The following is a 25,844-nucleotide window of genomic DNA, read 5'->3' as shown; positions in this document are numbered from 1 at the left end:
GCGCGCACCGGTATTCTGTGTCCCAGTAAGGTTTAGCAGCCTAATCGATAGATGTACTACGTTGCCGCTAGACTTATGCGGTGAATCACATACAACGAATCACAAGCGATGTGCCAGAAGGAAAGGCTCGATTATGACCGCCGTACTGTTGAGTGCCCTTGGTGTCAATCTCGCCACCTATGATCCCACTCTTCTCGCCCAGCATCTCAACCTTAAGCCCCATTCGCTTATCGACGGCGCCCCGCAGCTGTCCACCGTGCTGGGCAGCAGCTATCCCGAGGACGCCCTGCTGTGCGGCACCGGCGATCTCGATTTTGATGCCCGCGCCGCCGCCGGCCTCGGCCTGCCATTGCTCGTGCTCGCCGACGCGCCCGCCGACACCATCGAGCTGGCCACCAAAAAAGCGGCCGAGCAGCACGCGCCTGCCGCCGCGGTATTCGCGCCGGGCGAGGAGGCCTCTATTAATAAGGAGGAGTTGGCTGCTACGGAGCCGGTGATGAGCCCCGAGCTCTTCGAGCACTCCCTGCTTGCGCAGGCCCGCGCCATCGGCGCGCGGATCGTGCTGCCCGAGGGCGATGATGATCGCGTGTTGCAGGCCGCCGCGCAGCTGCTGTCCACCGAGGTGTGCGAGCTGACCATTCTGGGCGATCCGGAGGATATTTCTTCCCGCGCCGCCGCGGCCGGGCTGGATCTTTCCCGCGCCGAGCTGGTGAATCCGCTCACCACCCCCCGCGCCGAGGACTATGCCGCCGAGTTCGCCAAGCTGCGCGCCAAGAAGGGCGTGACCATCGAGCAGGCCCGCGAGCAGATGAAGGACGTCTCCTATTTCGCCACCATGATGGTGCACTGCGGCGACGCCGATGGCATGGTCTCGGGCGCGGCCCACACCACCGCCGAGACGATTCGCCCCGCCCTGCAGATCATTAAAACCACCCCGGATGCCTCCGTGGTCTCCTCCGTGTTCTTCATGGTGCTGCCCGGCCGGATCTGGGCCGTGGGCGATTGCGCGGTGAACCTGAACCCCACCGCCGAGCAGCTGGGCGAGATCGCCGCGATTTCCGCCCGCACTGCCCGCCAATTCGGCCTCGATCCCAAGGTGGCCGTGCTGTCCTATTCCACCGGCTCCTCCGGCGCCGGCCCCGATGTGGATCGCGCCGTGGCCGCCGTGGAGGCCGCCCGCGGCATCGACCCAGAGCTATCCATCGACGGCCCGCTGCAGTTCGACGCCGCCATTACCGCCTCCGTCGCCGCCAAGAAGGCCCCGGAGTCCCCGGTGGCCGGTGCAGCGAATGTGTTGATCTTCCCCGATCTCGAGGCCGGCAATATCAGCTACAAGGCTATCCAGCGCACCGCTGGCGCCCTGGCCGTGGGCCCGGTGCTCCAGGGGCTGAACGCACCCGTCAATGATCTTTCCCGCGGCGCGACGGTGCCCGATATCGTCAATACCGTGGCCATTACCGCCATCCAGACCGGAGGACACCGCTAACTATGAGCTACTCTCTCGTTCTTAACTCTGGCTCCTCCTCCATCAAGTTCCAGCTGGTGGATCCCGCCTCCCACGCCCAAGATGAGCCTTTTGCCTCTGGGCTGGTGGAGCAGATCGGGGAGGACTCCGGCCGCGTCACCCTCAAACACCTGGGGGACAAGCATGTGGTGGAGGCGCCGATTCCCGATCACTCGGTGGGGCTGAAGCTGGCCTTCGACCTCATGCGCGAGCATGGCTGCGGCATCGAGGATGTGGACATCTCCGCAGTGGGCCACCGCGTGGTGCACGGCGGGCTGGTGTTCTCTCAGCCGGTGATCCTCACCGATGAAGTCATCAGCATGGTCCGCGATCTCATCCCGCTCGCCCCGCTGCACAACCCGGCCAATATCGACGGTATCGAGGTGGCGCAGTCGCTGCTGCCGGACATCCCGCACGTGGGCGTGTTCGACACCGGTTTCTTCCATTCGCTGCCGCCTGCAGCCGCCCTCTACGCCATCAACAACGAGGTGGCTGGCGAGTATGGGGTGCGCCGCTATGGCTTCCACGGCACCAGCCACGAATATGTGTCGCAGCATGTGCCGGCGTTGCTCGATAAGCCCGCCGATATGGTCAATCAGATCACCCTGCACCTGGGCAATGGTGCCTCCTGTGCCGCTATTCGCGGCGGGCTGGCCATCGACACCTCCATGGGGCTGACCCCGCTGGCCGGTTTGGTGATGGGTACCCGCTCCGGCGATATTGATCCCGGCATCGTCTTCCACCTGGCCCGCCAGGCGAATATGAGCATCGATGAGATCGATGAGCTGCTCAACCGCAAGTCCGGTGTGAAGGGCATCGCTGGGGTGAATGATTTCCGCGTGCTGCGCGAGCGCATCGAAGAAGGCGATGATGACGCCTGGCTGGCCTACAATATCTACATCCACCAGCTGCGCCGCTATATCGGCTCCTACATGGTGGCCTTGGGCCGCGTGGACGCCATTACCTTCACTGCCGGTGTGGGAGAAAACGATAAATTCGTCCGCGCCGATGCGCTAGAGAACCTCGAGTGGTTCGGCATCAAGATCGATCCCGAGCGCAATGAGCTGCCGAATGACGGCCCGCGTGAGATCTCTGCCGATGATTCTCAGGTGAAGGTTTTTGTGGTTCCCACTAACGAGGAACTCGCCATCGCCCGCTACGCAGATCAATTGGCGCAGAATAGCTAGCACCAAAAAGCACTGTGGCGGTACCGCAAGGGTACCGCCACAGTTGTGTATTTAGCTGTGTTCTTGGGTGTGTAACTTGAAGAGGCCATTGGCCCAGAACATGCAGGAGAGCGCAAGCATGATGCCCAGTACTCCGCCCATGTTGAAGAGATCCGTGACCACGATAAACCACACGGAGCAGACCACCGCCAGCACTGCTGAGAATCTCACTGTCATGCACATTGCCCGGAGGAAGCGCGTGGTCGACCACCCGGTGATGGACAGATACAGGGAGTACACAATGAGTGCAGTGACGCTCAAGCCCGCGAGAAGAAAACACACGGAATAGGGCAGACCGCCGTTATGGACCTTGCTGGCTGTATCCAGTTCTTCTTTTACCGTGATGGCCGCAGAAATAGTAATCAGGGCGCAGGCCAGGGCGAAAAAGGAACCTGAGATGAGTGGGCCTTTACGTAGCATCGGAACACCTTATCGAAGTGTGAAATTGTAATACAACTGTGTTTCAGGTGCCCACCAGTTGGGAGAGTCCCAAGCCGAGGCTACCTTTGTTTGTCCTGTGGTTGCGCGCGCACGTGCAAGAACCTTGCCCCCGCGCTTATAAGTTATAGATGCAGCTACTACTTTACCGCTTCCACCGCACTGCTGACCAGATCCATATTTGCCCGACGCATGAACGGTTCCCTTGTAGCGATAGTAGGCAATTTGCTGATTGCGCACATAGCTCGACCCGCATCGGTAGTACGCATTCTCGTAAGGATTCCAGTGGTTTGCAGGAGCAACCTCATTCGGGTTGGAGGGTGCTGCATTATCAGCGCCAGCTGATGAAAGATTGGTGCAGCCGATGGCGTGTTGGAGCCCGTCGGATCCAACGACGACGCGGTGCTCTCCAGCGGAACAGTCTAGGTCGTTCATTGCTACCAGAACGGCTGCATCCTCGTAGGAGGGATTTGACTCTTGCGCGTGGGAGTTGGGGGCCAAGAGTGTTGATAGCCCAAGGGTTAGCACTGCGGACAGTGCTAAAGCTTTTTTCTTGCTATAAAACATGTGAACGTTCTCCTTATGGTGCTTGGGGGATCACGAGTATCCCAAACGGTTGAGTATCCGAATCGCCCAGTGACGCGTGGTTTCCGGAGGTTGCTCTAGATAGTGAGCTAAGCGAAACAATATATGTAGGTGCGGGAAATTGCTAGAGAATCTGGCCTAGTCTATTGGATTACCTCTTTATAGGGGTGGTGTGGTGCTGTCCTGTCTTGGGCGGCTGCGCCCATCCACGGGCCGCCTCGTGGCATCTACAGCCAGGTGGTGGGGCGCACTTTATTGGCCATGTCGATGAGCTCATAGCGATGCAGGGTGTGGTGGGCGCTGCGGGCCAGGCCACGGAGCCAGCGAGCAAGGCCGTAGCGCAGGCCGGTTTGGGTGAAGGGGTCGTCGAAAAGCTCATTGGGCGAGCATGCCTCACTGAGGTCATTGCTGCGCAGCCAGTAGAGCCCGGCGGCGGTCACCGCGGCCTGCAGCTGTAGGTAGCGGGGCTCGTTGGTAGGGATCTGTTCCAAGCGGCGGGCGGCGCGGCGGATGGCGGATTCGGTGGACTCCCCAGAAATGAGCATCATGATGGTGCTCAGCTGCGCCATGCGCTGATGCCGCGAGGCCTGCGGTACCCGATCGAGCGCCGCCACCGCCAGGTTGGTTTGGCCCTCGGCATAGAGCTGCCGGGCCAGGCCGAAGGCCGAACTCACCGTGGTGGGGTTGGTGGCCCACACCAGCTGATAGAGCTGAATAGTGTGAAAGCGCAGCTTCGCCGGCACGCTGGTGACATAGTTCCAGTCATCGCTGATGGAGCTCAGCTGCTCCGGTGTCACCTCCGCCGCATCGGGGCCGAGGAGCGCGGCCTTCAGCGCGGTGTCGCTGAGCAGCGCCACATGGTCGTGGGAGCTTTCCTGCAGCAGCATGTCATTGACCGCCGCCAGCGCCAGCTTCGGCGCCGGCTCCCCGGGCAGGATGTGCAGCACCTGGTTGAAATGCCGTTGGGCGGCCAAGAGATCCCCGGTGAGCATCGTGGTCACCCCAGAAAACCACTGGTGGCGCCAATCATCGCCGAGTCGTTCTTCCAGCGACTCCAGCCAGGATTTCGCCTCGTCCCGGAATCCTAAGTCCAAAAGGGCGCGCACCACGCCGAGGGGGATCTCGGTGGAGTGTTCATACTCGCTGGACTGCATAGCTTGGTGCAGGGTCTCCAGGGTCTCTGTGGGCTCAGAATAGGAGCTACCCGAGAGCAGCGCCGCCCCCGGATCGGAGCGATCAATCAGCGGCACCGGTAGCGCCGAGATCACCTCGTCCGGGGTGATGCGCACCGTGCGGTCCACTCCATCAATGAGCTGATCGGTTTGGAATACCAGGTGCTTGGTGCCGAAAGTTGTACGCTGCGGGGAAAAGGCCGAATGGTGCGAGGGGTATTGGATGTCATCGCGAATGGCGAGGATTTCCCGCAGCACACCATAGAGCTGGATTTCCAGCTGGGAGACGTCCGTGAAGCGCTGGGCGGGATCCTCGTGGGTGCAGCGCAGCAGCAGCCGGTAGAAGCTCAAATAGCGGCGCAGCAACGGCTCCGCAGTGGGGGAGGGGATACCCGGCTCGTACACCCCATCGCTCATCGGCAGCGGCAGCGTCAGCGCGGCGAGCGTGCGTCCGATGGTGTAGATGTCCGAGGCCACCGAGGGCCCCTCGGTGGCGACCTCGGGGGCCTGGAAGCCCTTGGTGCCGTAGATATAGCCGAAGGCCCCGATACCGGAGACCGCGCCGAGATCAATGAGCTTGACTTGGTCCTCGGTGACGATGATGTTGTCCGGCTTGAGGTCGTTATACACCACGCCGCGGGAGTGCAGATAGGCCAGCGCCGGCAGCACTTCGAGGATATAGCCGATGGCCACATCGATATCGATGGTGCCGCCGGAGCGCTTCGCCCGGTCCCGCAGCGAGGGCCCGCCCACGAACTCCATCACGATGAAGCCGCCCTCCACCCGCGGATCGTCGATGAAGTTGAAGATCTTCACGATCGCCGGGTGGGTGATATCCGCCAGGAATTCCCGCTCGGCCTCGGCCACGCCCTGGGAGGGGTGTGAGGTCTCCGCCATCATGCCTTTGAGCACCACCCAGCGGCCCGAGACATTGCTGTCCTCGGCGAGATACACCCAGCCCATGCCGCCGTGGGCGATCACACCCAGCACGGTGTACTGGTTGGCCACCACATCGCCGGGGCTGAGCGCCGGCGGCTCGGTGCCATTGGCGATGTCCTCGCTGGGGTCAATGAGGGCCCGTTCGGGATCGTGCAGGGGCACGAAGGGAAGCTGCACCATGCCCTCGGCCACCAGTCGGCCCACGCGGGTATGGGTGCGCCGCTCGCGGAAGGTGGACAGCGCCTCGCGGCGGCTGCGCTCAGAAGGATCGTCCTGCACTTTGGTGGGGGCGGTGGGCTGATTCGGCCCATCGCGCAGCGCCCCGAGGTCCGCGAGCAGCGCCTGGATGGAGCTATCGGAATCGAGCTCCTGCTCCTCCTCGCCATCGTCTGCGAAGGGGTCAAAGGGCACGGCCTCGGTGCCCATGACGGGATAGTCTTCATCGCTCATCAGCGTTCTCCCTCCTCATCCACATAGTGGGGCGTGGGCGGAGACACCGAGGTTTGGTAGGGGCCGAGGGTCTGCGCATACATGTCTTGCCACGTGCCATCGCTGATAATGCGCTCGATCGTGGAATTGACTTGCCGCACCAGCCCCGTGGTGTCGTGGCCCTGCTCGGCCGGCGGGATGCCCACCCCATAGCTTTCCTTATCAATGGGGCGGCCCACGATCTCCGTAGTGGGGTCTTGGGCGGCGATGCCGGCGAGAATCGAATCATCCCCCACCACGGCATCCACCTGGTCCTGTTGCAGGGCGACGAGGCAATCCGCCCAGTTCCGCACGCGCAGAATATCGGCATTGGGCGCATAGGTGCGGGTGTGCTGCAGCGCCGTGGACTCATCCACCACGCAGACGCTGCGCCCGTGGAGTGAGTTCACCCCAGTGGTGCCGGAGCCCTTGTGCACCAGCACTCGGGTTTGGGAGGTGAAATAGGGCGCCGAGAACTCCACCTGCCCCTGGCGTTCGGGGGTGATCGTCATGGTACGAATCACCATGTCCACGGTGCCGCTATCCAGCGCCGAGACCCGGTCGGAGGCGTCGATGAAGCGAAAATCCACGGCGTCGGGATCGTCGAAGATATCCCGAGCGATCTCCCGCGCAAGCTCGATCTCGAAGCCGGAGAGTTCCCCCGTGGCGGGATCGCGGTAGGAGAGCAGGTTCTGGGATTGGTCCACGCCCACGATCAGGTAGCCGCGCTGCACAATGTCCGGAATACGCTCCTCGGGGGTGCGCTCATCGGGGCGCAGGGAGGCAAAGTGTTCGGCCTCGTCCACCTGCACCGGCGGCTGGCTGCCGGCCTTTTCCCACTGGGCGCCGGCGGGAAAGGAGCGCTGTTCATGCGCCAGCTCCTGTACCCAGGTGGGGGCGGGGTCGCGCTCGGGTTCCACCTCGGAGCAGCCGGCGATCCCGGCGCTCAGGGCAAGGCCCAGCGCCACGAGGCGGCGGTGCGGTGCGGGCGGGCGCATTAGAGGAACTCCAAGAGTCGGGGGCGAATACCTATCCACACCAGTACCACAGAGAGCACGGAGCAGATACTCACCATGATGGCGAGCAGGCGGGTGGCGCGCAGGCCATCGGCAATATAGTCGCGCATGGTGGCGCGGGCATCGCTGATGAGCGTGGAGAGGTTCGCATCGAGCTCATCGAAGGCGGTGGCCGCGGAGCGGGGATGATTACCGAGGGTTACATCGAGGGCGGTGTCATAGTTGCCGGAGGACTGGGCGTCGCGCAGCCGCTCGTGATACACCCGCCACTGCTCCACGGACTGCTCGGCGCGGTTGGCGGCCATCCGATCCTGCGCGGAGTCCAGCAGGGGAGAGGAGCGATAGCTGTCGATCGCGTTATCGATGCGGTCCATGCTGGCATAGAACAAGGTGGCATTATCGGCCACGGATTGGCGCCGCACCAACGCCAAGGTTTCCTTGGTGCGGGCCTGCTGCGCGGCGATACGCGCATTGGTTAATTCACTCATCGGCCCGGCGGCTTTATTAAAGCCCTGCTGCCCGGCATTCCACGTGGCCCAATTGGCCGATCCCACCCACAGCAGTGCGGCGAGCATGAGGACGGTGGCGGCGGCGAAACCTCGGTTGAGGATGCGGCGAGTGCGGTTATAGAGCCACGCCTGCGCCAGCACCAGCAGCACAAACGCAGCCACCAGCCCAGAGATCGGCACCCATTGGGGGCGGGTGAGGTCCTGCTGCTGCTCGGCCACCGTCGCCGAGGTGAGCTCGTAGAGCCGCGAGGCATTGGGCAGGATCTCGCTGCGCATGAGGCTCGAGGCCTCGGCCAGATAGGCCGTGCCCACCGGGTTGCCCATGTTGTAGTTCGCCCGGGCGGTCTCGATCAGCCCGGTGTAGACCGGCAGTTTTTGATTGATGGAGGCCAGCAGCCGCATTTCCTCGCTATTGCTATCGCGGACCTCCCCCATGGTCTGCGCCGCGGCGATACTGGCCTGCGAAATCGCATCATTGTAGCGCTCCCGCACCCGCGGCGACCCGGCGCGATTTTCCACAAAGCCAGTGGTGGCGGAGGTATCGGCGATGGAAAGCGAAGTATAGAGATTCAGCGCCGAATAGCTCATGGGCTCCACATGGTCGAGCAGCTGATTCAGGTCGCGTTCTTGATCCTCGGAGGAGCGCGCGATCGACAGTCCCGCCGCCAGCAGCGCCACGCTGAGGATGACGCACATCAGCGTCATTAGCCCGGGCGGGGTGCCCACGAAGCGAATAAAGCGCCGCAGTTGCAGCAGCGGCACATCCACCAATTCGCGGGTGACGTCGGCGAATCGCCGTTCAGCGGGTTCTGGCTGATCGAGCCAGGCATCGCCTTCGCTTGTCGACGCCGCCCTCAACTCCGTGACAGCCTCTGTCACGCTGTCACCCGTGGGGCCGGCTTTCTGGCCCGTACCGGAAAGAGTCATGTCCACAAGTCTAGCGAGGATATCTCGCCATACCCAGTACTCGAACTACACTCGCGAACATGGATGGAGACGGAAACGGTTGGAGCCTTGCCCCCGATGGCTCGCGGCGCTGGGGCCTCTTTGGCGCGGCGGGGCTTTTTCTCATCGCCTCGCCCCACACCGCGCCCCGGGTATTGCTGCAGCATCGCGCCCAGTGGACGGCCGAGGGCGGAACCTGGGCGCTGCCGGGCGGGGCGCGGGATTCCCACGAAACCGCGGTGGCGGCCGCGTTGCGGGAGGCGCGCGAGGAAACCAGTATCGATACCGCGCAGGTGCAGGTGGTCGACGCCATCACCACGGCGGGGCCGTATCTGTCTGGCTGGAGCTACACCCAGGTGCTGGCCACCTGCCCGCAGCCACTGCCCACCGCCGGCAATGAGGAATCCGTGGAGCTGCGCTGGGTGCCCTTGGCCGCACTGGAGTCCTATCCGCTCATGTCGGCGTTCGCGGAGTCACTTCCCTTGATGCGCTCGGTGATCGCTGCCGGCGAGGTGGCGTCGACAAGCTAAGGGTAGCCCTAGCACTGCGGGCGGGGCTGTGCCACACTGTGCTACATGATTGAAGTAACTGGGCTGAGCAAACGCTATGGCTCCACGCTGGCGGTGGATAATCTCACTTTCAGCGTGAAGCCTGGCGTCGTTACCGGATTCCTGGGGCCAAATGGCGCCGGCAAATCCACCACCCTGCGCATGATTCTGGGGCTGGATAGCCCCACCTCTGGGCAGGCCACGATCAATGGGCGCACCTACGCCGAGCTGGAGAATCCGCTGCGCACGGTGGGTTCGCTGCTGGATGCGAAGGCGGTGCACCCCAAGCGCAGCGCGGCCAATCACCTGCGGTGGATGGCGGCCTCCAATGGCATCGATACCCGTCGCGTCGACGAGGTATTGGGGCTCGTGGGGCTCAGCGATGTCGCAGGCCGCAAGGCGGGGGGCTTTTCCCTCGGTATGGCACAGCGCCTGGGTCTTGCCGGGGCGCTGCTGGGCGATCCGGAGTATCTCCTGCTCGATGAGCCGGTCAATGGCTTGGATCCGGAAGGTATCCGCTGGGTGCGCACCTTCCTGCGCTCCCTGGCCGAGGAGGGTCGTACCATCCTCGTCAGCTCCCACCTGCTCTCCGAGATGTCCCAGACCGCCGATCACCTGCTGGTGATTGGTCGCGGCCGGCTCGTCTCGGATTGCCCCACCGAGGACTTCATCCGCCAATCCGCGCAGTCGACCGTGCTGGTGCGCACCGATCACCCGCAGGAATTGGCTGCCGCGCTGCAGGAGGAGAACTTCCACGCCGAGCGCTCCCACGACCCCCAGGGCCGAGAGATCCTCGTGGTGCAGGGGACCACCACCGATGTGGTGGGCGGGTTGGCCTACTCCATTGGGGTGGCCGTGCACGAACTCACCGAGCAGCGAGGCTCCCTCGAGGATGCCTTCATGCGCAGCACCGGCGACTCCGTGCAATACCAATCCCACACCACCACCGCTGCGCCGCAGCGTCCGGAAGGGGAGATCTAAACCATGTGGAATGCCATTCGTGCAGAGTTCATCAAGCTCACCACCACTAAGTCCTTCTACATCACCTCGCTGCTCTATGTGCTCATCGCCGCCGGTTTGGCCGGTATGTCGGCCTATGGCACCCGGCAACTAGCGCAGAATCCCGAATTTGCTGGATCCGAGGTCGAGTTCATCGTCGAGCCCCGCGGCCTGGTCTTCACGCTCGATGTCGTTGCCACCATCGTGATGGTCCAGGCGGTACTCATGGTGACCTCCGAGTACAGCCGCAATCAGTCCACTGCCACCTTCACCGCCATGCCGCGCCGCTGGAGGGTGGCCGCGGCCAAATGCGTGCTCTATGCCGTGGTGGTGGCGATCCTCTCTTTCCTCACCCTGATCCTTGTCCTCTACGTGGGCAAAATCATGGGCGGCGAGGCCGCCAGCTCCATGCAGATCTGGGGCGATGACTACGTCCAGCACGCTCTCTGGGCCAAGCCGGTGGCGCTCGTTCTGAGCATCATCTTTGCCATGGGTTTCGCCTGGTTGCTGCGCAACACCGCCGGTGCTCTATTGGTAGTGCTGGTGTGGAGCCTCGGACTCGAGCTCATCTTAGGAAATATGCTGCCGCGGGTGGGCACCTATATCAGCGGCTACGGCCCCTTCAACCATCTCACCGCCTTCCAGACCACTCAGCCCGTCGTCGAGGGCCCGGACTGGGATCCGATTCTCAGCGGCCTCTACTTCGCTGTCTGGGCCGCCGTGATCTTCGCGGCAGGGCTGCTGGCAATGAAGAAGCGCGACGCCTAGTTCAGCAGCACATACAGCGCCACCACCGCGCCGGGAAGCGCCAGATAATAGGCCAGCACCGCCGCGGTGCTCAGCGCCGGATGCGGCTGAGCCACCTTGGCCAGCCAGATGGCGAGCCGAATAATGCCGTCCGTGGCCGGCGGGATGAGCATTACCAACAGCACCCCGACGAGGTTGAAAAGCACATGCACCAAGGCCACCTCGAGGCCCGTGGCCCCCGCCGGTCCCTGTACCGCGAGCGTGGCCATGAGCGTGGTGAGCGTGGTGCCAATATTCGCCCCGAGGGTCAGCGATAGCGCCTCCCGGGTGGTGATCGAGCGCACCGCCGCGAAGGGCACAATCGAGCTGGTCACCGTGGACGAGGAATGAATCAGCGCCGTCAGCGCCGCCCCGGCCGCCACCCCGGTGGCTTGGGAATCGCCCAGGGCCCGTTCCATGAGGGTACGGGTGGCCTGGGCCATCAGCACATGCAGCTGCCGCGTAATCAAATAGACGGCGCTGAGCAGCAGCGTCGCCCCCAGTACCAGCACCACCCACGGGGCGGCCTGGGCGCCGACAAGCGCCCCGGCGAGACCGCGGGTGCCTACCAATTCCACGAGGGGATCGCTGAGCCGGCGCACAAACTCCGCAGTAGGGATTTCCTGGTGGGAGCTCTCGTCGAGGATCCGAGTGCTCAGCCAGTGGCTGCTGCGCTCTAAGGGATGGAAGAGCAGCTCGAGGGGGAAGAGCACCGCCACACTGGCGCTATTAAAAATGCCCTGCACCGTGGCGGCGGCGAAGGCGCTGCGAAACTCCACCGGCGAGCGCACAAAACTCAAGGCCACGATCGCGGAGGTCATCGAGGTGCCGATATTGGCGCCCATGGTGATCGCGATCGCCAAAGGCAAAGGCACCACCCCCGTGGCCACCGCGGCCACGGTCACCGTGGTGATGGTGGTGGAGGATTGCACCACCGCCGTGGCGGCGATACCCAAACACAGCCCCACCACGGGGTGGGCGGCCGCCGCGACCAGGGTGGCGATGGTGTCGCGGGAGAGCATCGAGGTGGCGTCGCCAAGCAATGCGAGCGCAAAGAGGAGCAGCACCACAGCCCCTGCCACGCCCGACCAGCGCACCGCCATGCCCAAGAGGGAGGGCGCGAGAACATCGGAATCAGAGGTGGTGATCCGCGGATTGCGGGGATGGGTGGTGCCCGGCAGCCGGGTGGGTGAGTCAGCTGCCACCTCGTGAATCCTCCTCCTGCGCTGCCGGTTGCTGTGACCTCAACATTAATGGTGGCTGGTGGGAAGCCCTAATTTCCTCCCCCTATGCCAAACCTGAGGTGAGCTTGCAGGCATTATCCAGATACTTGCGCCAGAAACCGCGGGTAGACCACTCCTCCAGTTCAATCTGGGAGGAACTGGCGATATAGCTATCGGCCAGCTCGCTGAGTCGGGTGGTGAGCGAGCCGCGCGCCACCATCAGCGAGATCTCGTAGTTGAGGTTGAAGCTGCGCATATCCATATTGGACGAGCCCATCACCCCGATGGCGTCACGGTCGGAGGAGGCGGGATCGGCCACCATGAACTTCGAGTGCAGCACATAGGGCTTGGGGTAGGTGTGGATGTTTACCCCAGCCTCTAGCAGGGCCTGGTAGTAGCTGGACTGGGCGTGGTGGACGATGAAATTATCGGCGCGCTCGCTGACCAATAGATCCACCTGCACGCCGCGGTAGCAGGCGCTGGTAATGGACTCAAAGAGGGACTCGTCGGGGATGAAATAGGGCGAGCACAGGATCAGCCGTTGCTTCGCGTGGTGGGCGATGGAATTAAAGAGGCGCAGATTCGGCGAGGTGGGAATACCCGGGCCGGAGGGCACCAGCTGCAAAATATTGATATCCGAGTCCGGCTCCTCCGGCAGCTCCGGGCTGGGTTTTTCCTCCAACACGTTCAGCGCCTCGCCGGTTTCGAAGTACCAGTCCATGGCGAACACGGCGCGCAGCGAGTTCACCACCGGCCCCTCGAGTTCCACCATGAGATCGATCCAATGGCGATCGGCCTCAATATTGGCGTCGAGCAGATAGCTGGTATCGATGAGGTTTTGCGAGCCCATGAAGGCCACCTCGGAATCCACGATCACCATCTTGCGGTGATTGCGCAGATCCGGGCGACGCCAGCGACCAAACCAGGGGCGCAGCGGAAGCATCACGTGCCACTCCACCCCGATGGAATCCAGCCGCTTGCCCAGCCGCATATAGCCGGGGTACTTCCACGAGCCCACGTGATCAAAGAGCAGCCGCACCTTCACCCCGCGCTGAACGGCGCGTTCGCAGGCGCGGAAGAAGGGATCCGTGGTGTCATCCCAGGCAATGATGTAGATCTCGATATGCACATACTCGCTGGCATTATCGATGGCCTCGGCCATGCGGCGCAGGCTGTTGTAATAATCCGGCAGCAGCCCCTTGGTGGTGCCGGTGACGGCGGGGATATTGGTGAGCCGGCGATTGAGCTTGACTATGGATTCCAGCTCCGAGCTGAGCGTGGTGTGCTGCGGATAGTCGGGGGCCTCGGACTGCACGGCCTCAATCGATTGATTGGCCTCCTGCTGCAGCCGGTGGCGGCGGCGGTTGATATAGGCCGAGCCCATGAGCAGAAACAGCGGCAGGCCCACGATGGGCAGCACCAGAATGATCAGCAGCCACGCCGTCGATGCGGCGGGACGACGCCCTTCCGGCACGATGCCGATGGCCAAGATACGGATGGAGTAGTCGATGATCAGGCCCGCCGTTTGCCACCACTCCAAGTGCACGCTAATCACACTCTGCGCCCCCGCTAGTCATAGTCCACCACCACGGGCACGTGATCGGAGGCGCCTTTACCGGCGCGCTCCTCGCGATCAACAAACCCGCTGCGGGCGCGGGCCGCCAGGGCGGCGGTGGCCACCTGAAAGTCAATGCGCATGCCCTCGTTCTTGGGGAAACGCATGGCCGTATAGTCCCAGTAGCTATAGTCGCCCTCGCTGAAACGGCGGGAGGTTTCTTCCACCCCCTCGCTGCACAGGAACTCGAAGGCGTGGCGCTCTGGTTCGGTGAGATGGGTTTTGCCCGCGAAGAAGGAAGGATCCCACACATCGCTATCGCGGGGGGCGATATTGTAATCGCCCACGAATACCGCTGGGGTGTCCAGGCTGTGGGCATAGGCGCCGAGGGTATAGAGGAAGCGCAGCTTGTAGTCATAGTGCGGGTGGGCGATCTCGCGCCCATTGGGCACATAGAGGCTCCACACCTCCACCCCGCCGCAGTTGGCGCCGATCGCGCGGGCCTCGATGTCCTGCGGCTGCGCGGGATCATTGTGATAGCCGGGCTGCTGCGGGAAGTGGGTGCGCACATCCGCAATGCCGACGCGGGAGATCAGTGCGACGCCGTTCCACTGATTGAGCCCATAGTGCGCCACCTCGTAGCCGGCCTCGGTGAAGGGGTCGGTGGGGAAGGCCTCGTCTTTGACCTTCGTCTCTTGCAGCGCGAGCACGTCCACGTCGTGGCGCTGCAGAAAATCCACGGCACGCTCGATGCGCGTGCGCACGGAGTTAATGTTCCACGTGGCAATTCGCATGCCCACTACAGTAGTCGTTGGAACAACTGGGGGTAATCCGACGTTGTAGGGGATAAGAACGGAGATTCGTGCCGTCTTCGGCGGCGCCTCAACCTAGGAGTGATGTGGTGTTCATGGAGGATGAGTACCTGCGTACTCAGCAGCTGCAGCAGCCGCGGCGGGGCTTTCCTTTCGCGGGGGTGCGCGATGCCATGAGCCCGCCGGTGGCCTATTCCGAGCTGGAGCGCTACCAGGCCTTCGGCCCGGGCCGGAATCGCGGCCGCCGTGATATCTACTGCGCCCCGGTGCTGCGGCGCATGGCCGCGCACGCACTCGATGCCGCCGGTGTCACCCTGGCGCTGCTGGCCATGCTCCTGGTCGTGTCCACCGGCAGTGTTAGCACCGTCGCCCTCCTGAGCGTCCTGCTCGGCTGGCCGGCCGCCTATTACCTCTATCAGGTAGCCGGCGATGTCTGCGGTGGCAGCGTGGGCAAGCGGCTCCTCGGCCTGCGGGTGGTGGCTCCGGCCGCCCTGCCGGTGAGTATCACTTCCGCTTCTCGACGCAACCTGTGGATCTTGCTCAACTACATCCCTATCGCCGGCCCGGTGGCGGCGCTTGGCGTGGCGGGATGGCTCGGTGCCGATGCCGCCACCGATGCCTTCGGCATGGGCCCGCACGATCGCAGCGCCGAGCTGCGCGTCATCCGCCCCGACTAGCCCCTAGCCTCTAGCCCCCTAGCTCTGTGGCATAGCGGTGGCGGTGATGTTCGATGAAGCCGAGCCGCTCATAGAGCCCGATACCGGCGGTATTGGAGGCGATCACCTGCAAATAGGCGTCGGTGGCCCCGTTCTCCGCGCCCCAGTGCAGCACCGCCTGCCCGAGCTGGGTGCCCAGCCCGCGGCGGCGCCACGCATCCTTGACTTCCACGGCGGAATAGCCCAGCCAGCGCCGCCCATCCGGGGACTCGGTGATGGTGGCGCGGGTAATCGCCACCGTCTGCTCGCCCGCGCGGATCCGGGCGAATCCCATGCGCCCCTCGATCTCTCGCATGAGCAGCTCTAGGGCGTGCACCGGCAGCGCCTGGCCGCGGAAATGATATTGCTCCAGCCACGCCGCATCGGGCTGCTCCTCCACGCTCACCGTCATGCCCTCTGGCAGCGTCGGCGGGGTGTCGGTGTCGTAGTCGCTGAGCGAGCGGCTCATCACAATAATGTCCGGCCCTAGCTCCCAAGCGGGCGGTCGGCAGAGCCTTTCGGCGTTGCGGGCGATACGCTCCGGCAGGTGCACCCGTACCGGCAGCTCGTGGCGGGCATAAAACTCGCGCATCTCCGCCAATGGCGGCAGGCTAAACCCGGCCGACGCGCCCAGCGGGGTGGCGGAATTGGAGCGCTCGGTAATGCCATCGCCGGCGCGCATCAGCCACTGCCCGTCCTCGCTCCAGGCATGCTCGATGCCCGGGAATGCGAGAGCGGTGGCGTGCTCGATGGCGCGGATATCGGAGTTCATCACCCGGCGCGGGCTGAGCACTTTCAGGATTTTCACCAGGGAAGCGTCGATAAGCACAGTCGGCGCAGAAGACGGCAGCCCGCCCACTGACTGGGGCCGCAGGATCAGCGGCTCCAGGCTCACCACATGCCCGATCACATCCGTCAGATGTCCGGGCGTATTGGGGATGCGGCGGCGCACAATCACCCGATCGCCCACTGTGGGGGCGCGGCCACTAAAGGGGAAACTCAGCATTAGTTGTCGAAACCGAAGGGGTCGGGGTCGGTGCCGGGCAGCCAGGTGCGGCCGGCTTCCGTCCAGCCATTGCGCTTCACCATCTTCTTCGCGGCGCGCTTATTCCGGCCGATGAGCATATCGGTATAGACATAGCCATCGAGATGGCCCACCTCGTGCTGCAGCAGGCGGGCGAAGAAGCCATAGCCTTCTACCGCGATCTCCTCGCCATTCTCATCGAGGCCGGTGACCCGCGCCCAATCGGCGCGGCCGGTGGGGAAACCCTCGCCCGGCAGGGAGAGACAGCCCTCATCCTCGGAGCCATCCTCGGCGGGCATGGTCTCCGGGATCTCGGAGGTTTCCAATACCGGGTTGATCACGCAGCCCACCCGAATCCGGCCCCCATCGCGGGCAATATCCGCCTCGGACTTATCGCTGCCCTCAGGGCCGTCGATATCGGGGCAGCGGTAGACAAAGAGCCGCTTATTCACGCCCACCTGATTCGCCGCCAAGCCCACCCCATTGGAGGCCACGAGGGTCTCGTGCATATCGGCAATGAGCTCGGCGAGCTCGCTCACCGGCTCGGTCACGGGCTCGGTGGGGGTGTGCAGGACGGGGTCTCCGTAGATCACAATCGGGCGAATCGTCATGCAATAGAGTGTAGACCCATGAGTCAGTTGAGTGAGCACGACAAAGCGATCCTGGAGCTGGAAAAGAAGCGCTTCGTGCAGTCCGGGCGGAAAGAGGAGGCCATTCGTTCGCTCGGCACCACCCCAGTGCGCTACTACCAGCGCCTAAATGAACTGATCGATCTGCCGCTCGCAGCCGAGCGCGAGCCGCTGCTCATCGCCCGCCTGCGGCGGCTGCGGGAGCGGCGATCTTAAAACACTTTCAGCTCCACCAATAGTTCACGTTAAGATGGCAGGCGTGTCTGAGATGAACTACTCCCCCCACGAGTCCACCGAGCACGATTCCGTGCTCGACGAGCGTGCCGCCGCCCCCGCTGCCGCCGGTGCTTCGCGCGGTTCCGAGGCGCCCATCCGCGGCCTAGCGATGATCCTCATCAGCGTGGCAGTGTTGCTGGCGCTATGGGGAGTATTCACCCTCATCGATTCCGATGATCCCAATGACACCGTGGTGGCCGATCCCGGCTCCTCCAGCTCCGCCGCGCCATCCCCCGCGCCGAGCAGCGCTGCCGAGCGTCCCGAGGGCGCCGAGCAGGCCCCGCCCGCTCGCCCCGAGGGTGAGAAGCCGGCCCGCCCGGCAGAGCAGGGTACTGCGGTGGATCCGAAGACCGTGCCGGTGACCACCCTGAATAACTCCACCATCACCGGCCTGGCCGATAGCGTGGCCACCAAGCTGCGCGATACGGGCTGGAATGTGCGCGAGGTGGGCAACTTTGCCGATACCCCGCTGCCGGAAACCACTGTGTTCTTCACCCCCGGTAATGCCGATGAGGAGCGCGCCGCCCGCGCGCTCGCCGAGGAGCTGGGCGTGCAGGCCCAGCCGCGCTCGGAGGCTGTCGCCACCGCCCCGCAGGGCGTCGTCCTCATTCTCACCAAGGACCTCCGCACTCCTTAAAGTCGGCGATCTTTTCACCCTATGGGCGCGCCCGCCTGCTGGAATCGAGTAGTACTTCACCATGACTCAGTCTTCGTCAACCTCGCTGTCTGCCGGTGAGAAGCGCCGTTCTGTCTCCCACCACCAGAGCTTTAAACGCGGCGGCCCCCATACTCTCGGGGTGGAATGGGAGATCGGCCTGATTGATCCCGTGACCCGCGATCTGGTGCCTCGCGCCCATGAGGTGGTGGATTATATCCACGAGCACTATCCAGAGGTGCACGTGGAGCGGGAGTTTTTGGCCAATACCGTGGAGCTGATTACCGGGGTGGGCTCCACCGTGCCCGAGGTAGTCGAGGAGCTGCGCTACGGGCTGGCCGCCTTGCAGGAGGCCGCCGAGCACCTGGGCGTAAAGCTCTGGTCGGCCGGCTCGCACCCCTTCGCGGACTGGCGGGAACAGCCCGTCTCGGAGAAGGGGCCCTATTCGGAGATTATCGAGCGCACCCAGTACTGGGGGCGGCAGATGCTCATCTGGGGCCTGCACGTGCACGTCTCCGTGGAACACGAGGACAAGGTCTGGCCGCTGATTAATGCGCTTATGACCACCTTCCCGCATCTTCTGGCCCTCTCGGCCTCCTCCCCGGGCTGGAATGGGCTCGACACCGGCTATGCCTCCAATCGGACGATGCTCTATCAGCAGCTGCCCACCGCGGGGCTGCCCTTCGTCTTTGACACCTGGGAGCAGTGGTCGGAGTACATGGAGGATCAAGATACCTCTGGGGTGATCAGCCACACCGGCTCGATGCATCTCGATATCCGCCCCGCCGGCAAGTGGGGCACCATCGAGGTGCGCGCCTGCGATGCCCCCTCCACGATCACCGAGCTCGCCGCTATCGTGGCGCTTACGCACACCCTGGTGGTCTATTTCGACCGCCAGCTCGATGCGGGCGCGGAGCTGCCGCAGCTGCCGCTCTGGCACAACGCGGAAAATAAGTGGCGGGCCGCCCGCTATGGCATGGATGCGCTGGTGATCACCGGCCGCAACACCGAAGAGGAATGGGTGCGCGACTCGCTGCGCGGAATTATCACCACCCTCCGCCCGCTGGCTGCGGAGCTGGGCTGTGCCGAGGAGTTCACCGAGCTCGAGCGCATGGTGGATCGCCCGGCAGCCTATGCCCGGCAGCGGGCCGTCTTTGAGGCCAGCGGCGATTGGAAGGACGTGGTGGACCTCAGCATCGAGGAGCTCTACCGCGGTCGCCCCTAGCCTTCTGGCTGCTCCGCGCGCCCCCGCTGCTCTTTGCGGCGGCGCTGCTCTTCCTTCTGCCGCTGCTGTTCCTTCTCCCGCTCCTTGCGCTGCTTCTCGGCGGGCTCGTCGCTGGTCAATAGCTCGGCGTCGTAAAGCTTTTCCTGCCTGGCGATCCTGCCGAAGCGCTGCGCCACCACCGGCGCGGTGAGCAGGGCGAAGAGGATCACCAGCACCATGGCGGTGATATCGCCGCGCTCTGCGGAGCCGAAATCCTCAATAGCGATCACCCGCAGAATCGCCCCGAGCATCACCAGGATCAGCCCGAGGGTTTGGGGTTTAGTGATGGCATGTAGCCGCTGCATGGTGTCGCGGAAGCGGGCAAGCCCGAGGCTCGCCGAGAGCGAGAGCAGGGCGCCGAAGGTGAGGCAGACAAAGGAGGCGATCAACAAAGCGGAGGTCATCGGCGGGCGTCTCGCTTCCGGAATCGGGTGACGGCCACGGTGGAGATGAAGCCGAGCAGCGCCAGCACCATCATGGCGTTCGACACGGTGGTATCGAGGGTGTAGCAGATATACAGCGCCAGGGCCGCCTGGGACATGGCCACGATCGCATCGAAACTGAGCAGCCGGTCCAGAGAGTTCGGCCCCACGAGGATCCGCCCCAGCGCGATGAGCGCCGAGACCGAGAGCATGATCGAGGGGATGATGAGCAGGGCAGTGTAGAGATCATTATCCACGAGGGCTCACCTTCTCTTTGTGTGTCCCGTTTTTCTGCATATCGCTTTCGAAGATGGCGATCAGCCGCTTCTCTAGGTCGCGCACGCTTTCTTTGGCGGCGGCGATGGCGGCGGGGGAGCGGCCATCGAGCACGTGGTAGACCATGCGGCGATTGGCCACATCGAGATCACAGACCGAGCCACCCGGGGTGAGGTTCAAGACGGTGGCGGCGAGGGCAAAAACGAACTCGTCTTGGACGCGCATGGGCACATAGACGATGGCGGAGCGCGGCGGCTGCCCGGGGCGCAGCGCGATCCACGCCACCCGGGCGGAGGAGACCACCAGATCCCCCACGAAGGCCCCGGCCAGCCGGAGGAGCTGCCACCAAGCGATGCGGGACCACGTCATGGGCACGCTCGGTAGCGGCAGCAGCACCGTCACCGCCACGCCGATGCCGAGGCCGGCGAGAATATTGCCGGGGGTGATCTCGCCGTAGAGCATCACCCAGATGATGGCCAGCAGCACCACGGAGAGCGGCCGGAAGCGGCGTTTGAATCCTTCGATCATCACTGGTCTCCTCGGAGTGCGGGCTGGCGGCCCGGCTCATCGTTGCCGCTGTCATGGCCGAGCACGGCGCTGCGATAGTTCGCCAGATCCTGGGTGGATTCCGCGGCGCGGGTGGTCACCTCGGACAGCGGCCCGGCGAGCACCGTGATGGCCAGGGAGGCGGCCACCAGCAGCGAGGTGGAGGCCACCATGCCGCTGGGCATCCGGCCCACATCGGAGCGCTCGGTGATCTCGATGGTGTCGGTGCTTTCGATCAGCGTGGTGGGGCGAGCAAAAGCCTGGTTGCCCTCGGGGGCATCGGAACGATCGCGCCAGAAGGCCTTGGACCACACCACGGCCATGGTGTAGAGCGTGAGCAAGCTGGTGAGCACCGTGCCGCCAATGAGCAGCCACACCAGCGCCCCGGAGCGGGTGGCGCCGGCCTCGATGAGTAGCACTTTGCCCAAGAATCCGGAGAAAGGCGGGATGCCACCCAGGTTGAGGGCGGGGATGAGAAAGAGCGTGGCGAGCACCGGCGAGGTCCAGGCCAGCGAGCCGAGCCGCCGCAGCGAGGAGGAGCCCGCTTGGCGCTCGATCAGCCCCACCACCAAAAACAGGGCGGTTTGCACCAAAATATGGTGCACGGCGTAGAAGATCGCCCCGCTCAAGCCCTCCGCGGTGCCGAGGGCGATGCCGAAGATCATGAAGCCGATGTGGCTGACCAGGGTGAAGGAGAGCAAACGCTTGATGTCGTTTTGGGCCATCGCGCCGAGGATGCCGAAGAGCATGGTTAATAGCGCCGCCCACATCAGCACGGTATCGAGACTGCCATCGGGAAACACCACGGAGCGCATCCGAATGATGGAGTACACGCCCACCTTGGTCAGCAGCCCCGCGAACACCGCGGTCACCAGGGCCGGGGCGGTGGGGTAGGAGTCCGGCAGCCAGGAGTAGAGGGGAAAGACTGCGGCTTTGACCCCGAAGGCCACGAGCAGCACCGCGAAAATGGCGGTGCGCACCCCGGAGGGCACCTCCTCCATGCGGATGGAGATATGCGCCAGGTTCAACGTGCCCACGGCGGCATAGGTGAGGGCGATGCCGATGAGGAAGATCACCGAGGAGAGCATATTCACCATCACATAGGCGATACCGGCGCGGATACGCTCCCGCGCCGCGCCGAGGGTGAGCAGCACATAGGAGGCCACGAGCAGTACCTCGAAGCCCACATAGAGATTGAAGAGATCCCCGGCGAGGAAGGCGATATTCACGCCCATGCTCAACAGCAGATAGGCGGGTAGGAACACGCTCACCGGGTCTTTCTCCGAGCCATCGCGCATGCCTTGGGCGATGGCAAACCACATCACCGCCAGCAGCACCAGCGAGGAGACGGTGAGCATCAGCGTGGAGATGCGATCGGCCACGAGGGTGATACCGATGGGTGCATCCCAGCCGCCGACTTGCAGGCTCTGCACCCCGGCCTGGTCCACGTAGACCACCATGAGGGTGCACAGCGCCAGCAGCAGAATGAAGGTGCCCATGGCCACCACGTGCTGCACCCGCCGGCTGGAGAGCAGGTGGATGAGCGCGGTGGCGATCACCGGTAGCAAAATCGGGCCGGGGATCAGATAAGGAAACAGCGGCGCGAGGGTATCTATCACTGCTCGTCTCCTTCTTTTTTGCCTTGGCCGTGCACCGGCGCCTCGAAGCTGGAGGGGCCGAAGAGATCGCCGCGCTCCGTCGGCTCGCCGGTGAGCGGATCATCGGAGGCGTCGTGGTCCGGCGCGGCCGAGGCGGCCAGCGGCCGAGTGGCCACGGCGGTGTCCTCGGTGTCATCCTCCACCAGGTCGGCGGTGCCATAGCGATACTGCCGGTAGGCGAGGCCGAGAATGAAGGCGGTCATCGCCATGGAAATCACGATGGCGGTGAGGATCATCCCTTGGGCGAGCGGGTCGGAGTCGGCGTCGTCAAGCGCCGAGCTGCGGCCCATAATCGGCGGCGCTCCTGCGGGGCCGCCGGCGAGCAAAATCAGCAGATTCACGCCATTGCCCATGAGAATCAGACCCATGAGCATTTTGGTCATGGCGCGCTCGAGCAGCAGGAAGGTGCCCGCCGCCACCAACACCCCGGCGGCGAGGACGAGTGAGAGATTAACTACCATGGCGCGCCATCTCCTTCCTAGCGGTCTCCTTCTTCACGGCCTTGCGGCGGCGGCTGCGCTCATCGCGATCCAGCTGCCCGCCCAGCGATTGCAGAATGTAGAGCACCAGCCCCACCACGATGAGATACACCCCGAGATCAAAGATCAGCGGGCTCACCAGGTGCATCTCGCCGATCAGCGGCACATGCAGATCCAGCACATAGCTGCGCAGCGGGGCGTCGCCGAGCAGCAGCGGGGCCACGGCGCTTATCGACGCCAACCCCAAGCCACTACCAATGATCTTGCCCGGATCCACCGGCATGGTCTGCTCCAGCTCCTCTGGGCCGCCGGCCAGGTAGCGCAGAGCAAAGGCCAGCCCCGCCACCAGGCCGCCGGCGAAACCGCCGCCCGGGGCATTGTGCCCGGCGAAGAAAAAGAACACGCTGAGCACAATCATCGCCGGGAAGCTCAGCCGGGTCGCCGCCTCCACCACCAGGGCGCGGTTGCGTTCGCGCTCATGCGCGCCGGGGGCGGACAGCCACTGCCCGCCGAAGGTGCTCTCGTGGAGCACCGGCCGCCGCGAGACGCGGGAAAAGCTGCGGGTGCGATAGACCAGCGAGGCCACGCCAGTGGCCACAATCACGATCACGGAGATCTCGCCCAGGGTATCCCAGGCGCGAATATCCACGAGCAGCACGTTCACCGCATTGGCGCCGTGGGCGATGTCTTTGGCGAGGGCGGGGATCGCCTCGGAAATCGGGGCCATGCTGCGGGCGTTCATGGCGAAGACCCCCAAGACCACGGTGGTCATGCCCACCGCGGCGGCCAGCCACGCCCGGCCGCGCAGATACCCGGTGCGGGTGCGGGCCGAGGTTTCCGCCGGCAGCTTCCGCAGCACCAGCATGAACACCACCATGGAGACGGTTTCTACCAGCAGCTGGGTGAGCGCGAGGTCCGGGGCGCCATAGGTGGCGAAGATCAGCGCCAGCCCATAGCCGGTCACCCCCAGCAGCACCACCGCGGATAGGCGGTTATCCATCCGGGTGGTGGCGATGGCCACCACAATGATGATCAGCGCCAGCACTCCCTGCACCGGGTTGTCCCAGAGTGTCATGCGCACATTGGTGCGCTCGCCGAGCAGGATCGCCACCATGGGCAGCACGCAGAAGGTCAAAAGAATCACGGCCTCGTTGATGGGCAGCGAGCCGCGCTGCGTATTCGCGGTGATGCGCAGCGACAGTCGCCGCAGCGTATCCAGGGTGGAATCATAGGCGGCATCCGCCGAGCCCAGCGCGGGCTTGTCGAAGTGGAATCGCTCGAGGGTTTTGCGCTGCCAGTGCATGATCGCACCGGCGGCGATAATCACCGCGGTGAGCAGCAGCGGGATGCCGAAGCCATGCCATAGCGCCAGCTCGCCGGAGGGGGCGACGGCGCGCATCTCGGCGTCATCGTAGACGGTGCCCGCGTGAATGCTGATCGCCTGATCCAGCAGCTCGGGGCGCAGCCCGAAAAACAGTCCCGCCAACGCCAGCACCAGGGGCGGGGCCCATTGGGTGAAGCTCAGCGTATCCATGGTGGCCACCGCCGGCGAGATGCCGCCGCCGCTGGGGTGATCGGGGCGTTTGCGAAAGAAGGCGGCGTGGAAGAAGTACAGGGTATAGGCCACGGTGAGCACCGAGCCCACCACCAAGCCCAGCAGGGTGGCTTGGCCGGGTAGCCCCACCAAGAGTGGCTCGTGCAGCAGGGTCTCAAATACCGCCTCTTTGGCCACGAAGCCGAAGAAGGGCGGGAGCCCGGCCATGGAGGCCCCGGCGAGGGCGGCGATCAGCGCCAGCCCAGGCTTCTTCCGGCCCAGCCCGGAGAGCTTATTTTTATTGCGGGTGCCGGTGCAGTGGTCGATGGCGCCCACCACCATAAACAGGGTGGCCTTGAACATCGAGTGCGCCAGCATCAGCGCCAGGCCGGCGATGAGCGCGGCTTTCGCGCCCACGCCCATCACGGTGATGATGAAGCCCAGCTGGGAGACGGTGCCATAGGCCAGAATCAGTTTCAGATCCTTTTGCCGCAGCGCCATCCAGCCGCCGAGCAGCATGGTGAAAATGCCGAGCGGCAGCACAATCAGATGCCAGGCGGTGATGCCATTGAGCGTGGGCGAGAGCCGCGCCACTAGGTAGATGCCGGCCTTCACCATCGCCGCCGAGTGCAGATAGGCCGAGACTGGGGTGGGGGCGGCCATCGCGCCGGGCAGCCAGAAGTGGGCGGGTGCGATGGCGGATTTACTGAGCGCCCCGGCGAGAACGAGGGCCACGGCCGCACCCATCCACGGCGCATCGGGGCCGATACCGTGGCTGACCAACCCAGAGAGCGTCCATTGCCCGGAGCGGGTGCCGAAGACCACGATGCCCACCAGCATCGCCAGCCCGCCGAGGGAGGTGACCATCAGCGCCTGCCCGGCGGAGCGGCGGGAGGAGGCGCGCTCGCCGTAGTAGCCCACCAAAAGGAAGGACAGCACGGAGGTGATCTCCCAGAACACGTACATGAGCAGCAGGTTGTCGGAGATCACCAGCCCGTACATGGCCATACAAAAGGCCACCATGCAGCCGCCGAAGGTGGCGAGCCGGCGCGGGTTGGCGTTGAAATAGCCCCAGCAATAGAGCAGCACGAGGGCGCCAACGCCCAAGATGATGAGCGCAAAGAGCGCGGAGAGGCTATCGAGGCGGAAATCGAGGTCCAGGTGCGCGCCGCTCATCCACGGAATCTCCGCGGTGCGGGTGGTGGGTTCCGGGGTGGTGAAGAAGGTGGTGAGCACCCACCAGAACCCGGCGGCAGGAACCAGTGCGACCACGCCAAAGGCCGGCCGCCCCAGCACCCGCAGGAGCGCGGGCGTGAGCAGCGACGCGGCAATTAAGCAGAGGAGCAGAAGAAGCACACATCCACCTCATCTAGTAGAGGAAGCAACGTGTCTCATTCTAAACGAGGCCTCGGCCACCACCACGCCCCACGCGAGCGCGGTATTTCGCAGCCATGCCGCACACCCCACCGCCGCGGAAATGAAGATCCACGGCCACGTGGATGGATCGAACCAGCTCCGATAGCCTATGTCTCTCTCCCGGTAGAGCTCGTTGAGTGCTTCTGCCACGTCCAAAGCTTCATCAGATACCCCGGCACTACGCGCCCTAGAAGTATCTATATGGATACTGTCACCAGGTCCGGGTTCGACACATGGTTGCAATT

At 64.3% G+C, this 25,844-nt stretch carries 25 protein-coding genes; 9 read left to right on the top strand and 16 right to left on the bottom strand.

Features of this window, described 5'->3' with window-relative positions; genetic code table 11:
* The first annotated feature begins 130 nt into the window (after nucleotides 1-130).
* Together pta and KRX12_RS05250 are read left to right on the top strand one after the other, a co-directional pair.
* Nucleotides 131-1,486 (top strand): phosphate acetyltransferase, encoded by a 1,356-nt coding sequence (gene pta, locus KRX12_RS05255; RefSeq protein WP_370625553.1) that lies wholly within the window; start codon nucleotides 131-133, stop codon nucleotides 1,484-1,486.
* A 2-nt stretch (nucleotides 1,487-1,488) separates the two neighbouring features.
* Nucleotides 1,489-2,691: an acetate kinase gene (locus tag KRX12_RS05250; protein WP_151549965.1), complete on the top strand. Its 1,203-nt coding sequence runs from the start codon at nucleotides 1,489-1,491 to the stop codon at nucleotides 2,689-2,691.
* A 51-nt stretch (nucleotides 2,692-2,742) separates the two neighbouring features.
* Here the strand turns inward: KRX12_RS05250 and KRX12_RS05245 are convergent, their stop codons facing one another.
* The 5 genes from KRX12_RS05245 to KRX12_RS05225 form a co-directional block, all read right to left on the bottom strand.
* Nucleotides 2,743-3,150 (bottom strand): hypothetical protein, encoded by a 408-nt coding sequence (locus KRX12_RS05245; protein WP_218365975.1) that lies wholly within the window; start codon nucleotides 3,148-3,150, stop codon nucleotides 2,743-2,745.
* A gap of 9 nt (nucleotides 3,151-3,159) precedes the next feature.
* Entirely contained in the window at nucleotides 3,160-3,735 is a 576-nt protein-coding gene (locus tag KRX12_RS05240) for a hypothetical protein (protein WP_218365974.1), read from the bottom strand.
* 245 nt (nucleotides 3,736-3,980) lie between these two features.
* A complete protein-coding gene (locus tag KRX12_RS05235) occupies nucleotides 3,981-6,314 on the bottom strand; it encodes a serine/threonine protein kinase (protein ID WP_218365973.1) in 2,334 nt (777 codons plus the stop codon).
* On the bottom strand, nucleotides 6,314-7,330 hold the full coding sequence (locus KRX12_RS05230) for a glutamate ABC transporter substrate-binding protein (RefSeq protein ID WP_218365972.1): 1,017 nt from the start codon (nucleotides 7,328-7,330) through the stop codon (nucleotides 6,314-6,316). Before KRX12_RS05230 ends, KRX12_RS05235 begins: the two co-directional genes overlap by 1 nt.
* Nucleotides 7,330-8,784 carry a hypothetical protein gene (locus tag KRX12_RS05225; protein ID WP_218365971.1) on the bottom strand — a complete coding sequence of 485 codons (1,455 nt, stop codon included), beginning with the start codon at nucleotides 8,782-8,784 and terminating at the stop codon, nucleotides 7,330-7,332. The genes KRX12_RS05230 and KRX12_RS05225 overlap by 1 nt, the downstream gene beginning before the upstream one ends.
* A gap of 59 nt (nucleotides 8,785-8,843) precedes the next feature.
* On the opposite strand from KRX12_RS05225, the gene KRX12_RS05220 reads away from it, so the two are divergent.
* From KRX12_RS05220 to KRX12_RS05210, 3 genes are read left to right on the top strand one after another with little or no spacing between them, the layout of a single operon-like run.
* The gene (locus KRX12_RS05220; RefSeq protein ID WP_218365970.1) at nucleotides 8,844-9,332 is read left to right on the top strand and encodes an NUDIX hydrolase; all 489 of its coding nucleotides are present in this window, start codon (nucleotides 8,844-8,846) and stop codon (nucleotides 9,330-9,332) included.
* Nucleotides 9,333-9,377: 45 nt separating this feature from the next.
* The gene (locus tag KRX12_RS05215) at nucleotides 9,378-10,331 is read left to right on the top strand and encodes an ABC transporter ATP-binding protein (RefSeq protein ID WP_218365091.1); all 954 of its coding nucleotides are present in this window, start codon (nucleotides 9,378-9,380) and stop codon (nucleotides 10,329-10,331) included.
* A 3-nt stretch (nucleotides 10,332-10,334) separates the two neighbouring features.
* Nucleotides 10,335-11,117, top strand: coding sequence for a multidrug ABC transporter permease (locus KRX12_RS05210; protein ID WP_218365969.1), 783 nt, complete (start codon nucleotides 10,335-10,337; stop codon nucleotides 11,115-11,117).
* On the opposite strand, the gene KRX12_RS05205 is transcribed toward KRX12_RS05210, so the two are convergent.
* The 3 genes from KRX12_RS05205 to KRX12_RS05195 all read right to left on the bottom strand — a co-directional run bounded on the left by KRX12_RS05205 (nucleotide 11,114) and on the right by KRX12_RS05195 (nucleotide 14,707).
* Nucleotides 11,114-12,340 carry a Na/Pi symporter gene (locus tag KRX12_RS05205; protein ID WP_218365968.1) on the bottom strand — a complete coding sequence of 409 codons (1,227 nt, stop codon included), beginning with the start codon at nucleotides 12,338-12,340 and terminating at the stop codon, nucleotides 11,114-11,116. The genes KRX12_RS05210 and KRX12_RS05205 overlap by 4 nt on opposite strands.
* An 82-nt stretch (nucleotides 12,341-12,422) precedes the next feature.
* Nucleotides 12,423-13,913: a cardiolipin synthase gene (cls, locus tag KRX12_RS05200; RefSeq protein WP_218365967.1), complete on the bottom strand. Its 1,491-nt coding sequence runs from the start codon at nucleotides 13,911-13,913 to the stop codon at nucleotides 12,423-12,425.
* Between the two features lie 14 nt (nucleotides 13,914-13,927).
* A complete protein-coding gene (locus KRX12_RS05195) occupies nucleotides 13,928-14,707 on the bottom strand; it encodes an exodeoxyribonuclease III (RefSeq protein WP_218365095.1) in 780 nt (259 codons plus the stop codon).
* Between the two features lie 113 nt (nucleotides 14,708-14,820).
* On the opposite strand from KRX12_RS05195, the gene KRX12_RS05190 reads away from it, so the two are divergent.
* Nucleotides 14,821-15,402, top strand: a complete 582-nt coding sequence (locus tag KRX12_RS05190; protein ID WP_218365966.1) for an RDD family protein — start codon at nucleotides 14,821-14,823, stop codon at nucleotides 15,400-15,402.
* Between the two features lie 10 nt (nucleotides 15,403-15,412).
* Here KRX12_RS05190 and KRX12_RS05185 read toward each other — a convergent pair whose 3' ends face one another.
* On the bottom strand, nucleotides 15,413-16,426 hold the full coding sequence (locus KRX12_RS05185) for a GNAT family N-acetyltransferase (protein ID WP_218365965.1): 1,014 nt from the start codon (nucleotides 16,424-16,426) through the stop codon (nucleotides 15,413-15,415).
* Nucleotides 16,426-17,055: a peptide deformylase gene (locus tag KRX12_RS05180; RefSeq protein ID WP_218365964.1), complete on the bottom strand. Its 630-nt coding sequence runs from the start codon at nucleotides 17,053-17,055 to the stop codon at nucleotides 16,426-16,428. The genes KRX12_RS05185 and KRX12_RS05180 overlap by 1 nt, the downstream gene beginning before the upstream one ends.
* A gap of 18 nt (nucleotides 17,056-17,073) precedes the next feature.
* Here KRX12_RS05180 and KRX12_RS05175 point away from each other — a divergent pair, with 18 nt between their 5' ends.
* The 3 genes from KRX12_RS05175 (at nucleotide 17,074) to KRX12_RS05165 (ending at nucleotide 19,229) form a co-directional block, all read left to right on the top strand.
* Complete coding sequence (locus tag KRX12_RS05175) at nucleotides 17,074-17,289, top strand: DUF3263 domain-containing protein (protein WP_151549979.1); 216 nt, start codon at nucleotides 17,074-17,076, stop codon at nucleotides 17,287-17,289.
* Nucleotides 17,290-17,341: 52 nt separating this feature from the next.
* Entirely contained in the window at nucleotides 17,342-17,986 is a 645-nt protein-coding gene (locus KRX12_RS05170; protein ID WP_255550118.1) for a LytR C-terminal domain-containing protein, read from the top strand.
* 61 nt (nucleotides 17,987-18,047) lie between these two features.
* Complete coding sequence (locus KRX12_RS05165) at nucleotides 18,048-19,229, top strand: glutamate--cysteine ligase (protein ID WP_218365962.1); 1,182 nt, start codon at nucleotides 18,048-18,050, stop codon at nucleotides 19,227-19,229.
* Here the strand turns inward: KRX12_RS05165 and KRX12_RS05160 are convergent.
* The 6 genes from KRX12_RS05160 to KRX12_RS05135 are packed head-to-tail and all read right to left on the bottom strand — an operon-like array spanning nucleotide 19,226 to nucleotide 25,539.
* Entirely contained in the window at nucleotides 19,226-19,672 is a 447-nt protein-coding gene (locus tag KRX12_RS05160; protein WP_218365100.1) for a monovalent cation/H(+) antiporter subunit G, read from the bottom strand. The two genes, KRX12_RS05165 and KRX12_RS05160, sit on opposite strands and share 4 nt — an antisense overlap.
* The gene (locus tag KRX12_RS05155) at nucleotides 19,669-19,947 is read right to left on the bottom strand and encodes a monovalent cation/H+ antiporter complex subunit F (protein ID WP_151530177.1); all 279 of its coding nucleotides are present in this window, start codon (nucleotides 19,945-19,947) and stop codon (nucleotides 19,669-19,671) included. Before KRX12_RS05155 ends, KRX12_RS05160 begins: the two co-directional genes overlap by 4 nt.
* Nucleotides 19,940-20,494, bottom strand: coding sequence for a Na+/H+ antiporter subunit E (locus KRX12_RS05150; RefSeq protein WP_218365101.1), 555 nt, complete (start codon nucleotides 20,492-20,494; stop codon nucleotides 19,940-19,942). The genes KRX12_RS05155 and KRX12_RS05150 overlap by 8 nt, the downstream gene beginning before the upstream one ends.
* Nucleotides 20,494-22,128, bottom strand: coding sequence for a Na+/H+ antiporter subunit D (locus KRX12_RS05145; protein WP_218366095.1), 1,635 nt, complete (start codon nucleotides 22,126-22,128; stop codon nucleotides 20,494-20,496). Before KRX12_RS05145 ends, KRX12_RS05150 begins: the two co-directional genes overlap by 1 nt.
* Nucleotides 22,128-22,631, bottom strand: a complete 504-nt coding sequence (locus tag KRX12_RS05140; protein WP_151530180.1) for a Na(+)/H(+) antiporter subunit C — start codon at nucleotides 22,629-22,631, stop codon at nucleotides 22,128-22,130. The genes KRX12_RS05145 and KRX12_RS05140 overlap by 1 nt, the downstream gene beginning before the upstream one ends.
* Nucleotides 22,621-25,539, bottom strand: coding sequence for a Na+/H+ antiporter subunit A (locus KRX12_RS05135; RefSeq protein ID WP_218365961.1), 2,919 nt, complete (start codon nucleotides 25,537-25,539; stop codon nucleotides 22,621-22,623). Before KRX12_RS05135 ends, KRX12_RS05140 begins: the two co-directional genes overlap by 11 nt.
* Nucleotides 25,540-25,844 lie beyond the last annotated feature (305 nt).

It is taken from the genome of Corynebacterium sp. TAE3-ERU2 (assembly GCF_019209955.1).
Lineage (GTDB): Bacteria > Actinomycetota > Actinomycetes > Mycobacteriales > Mycobacteriaceae > Corynebacterium > Corynebacterium megadyptis.
The sequence above is the reverse complement of the archived record's forward strand: the minus strand, read 5'-3'. Positions and strand labels throughout refer to the sequence as shown.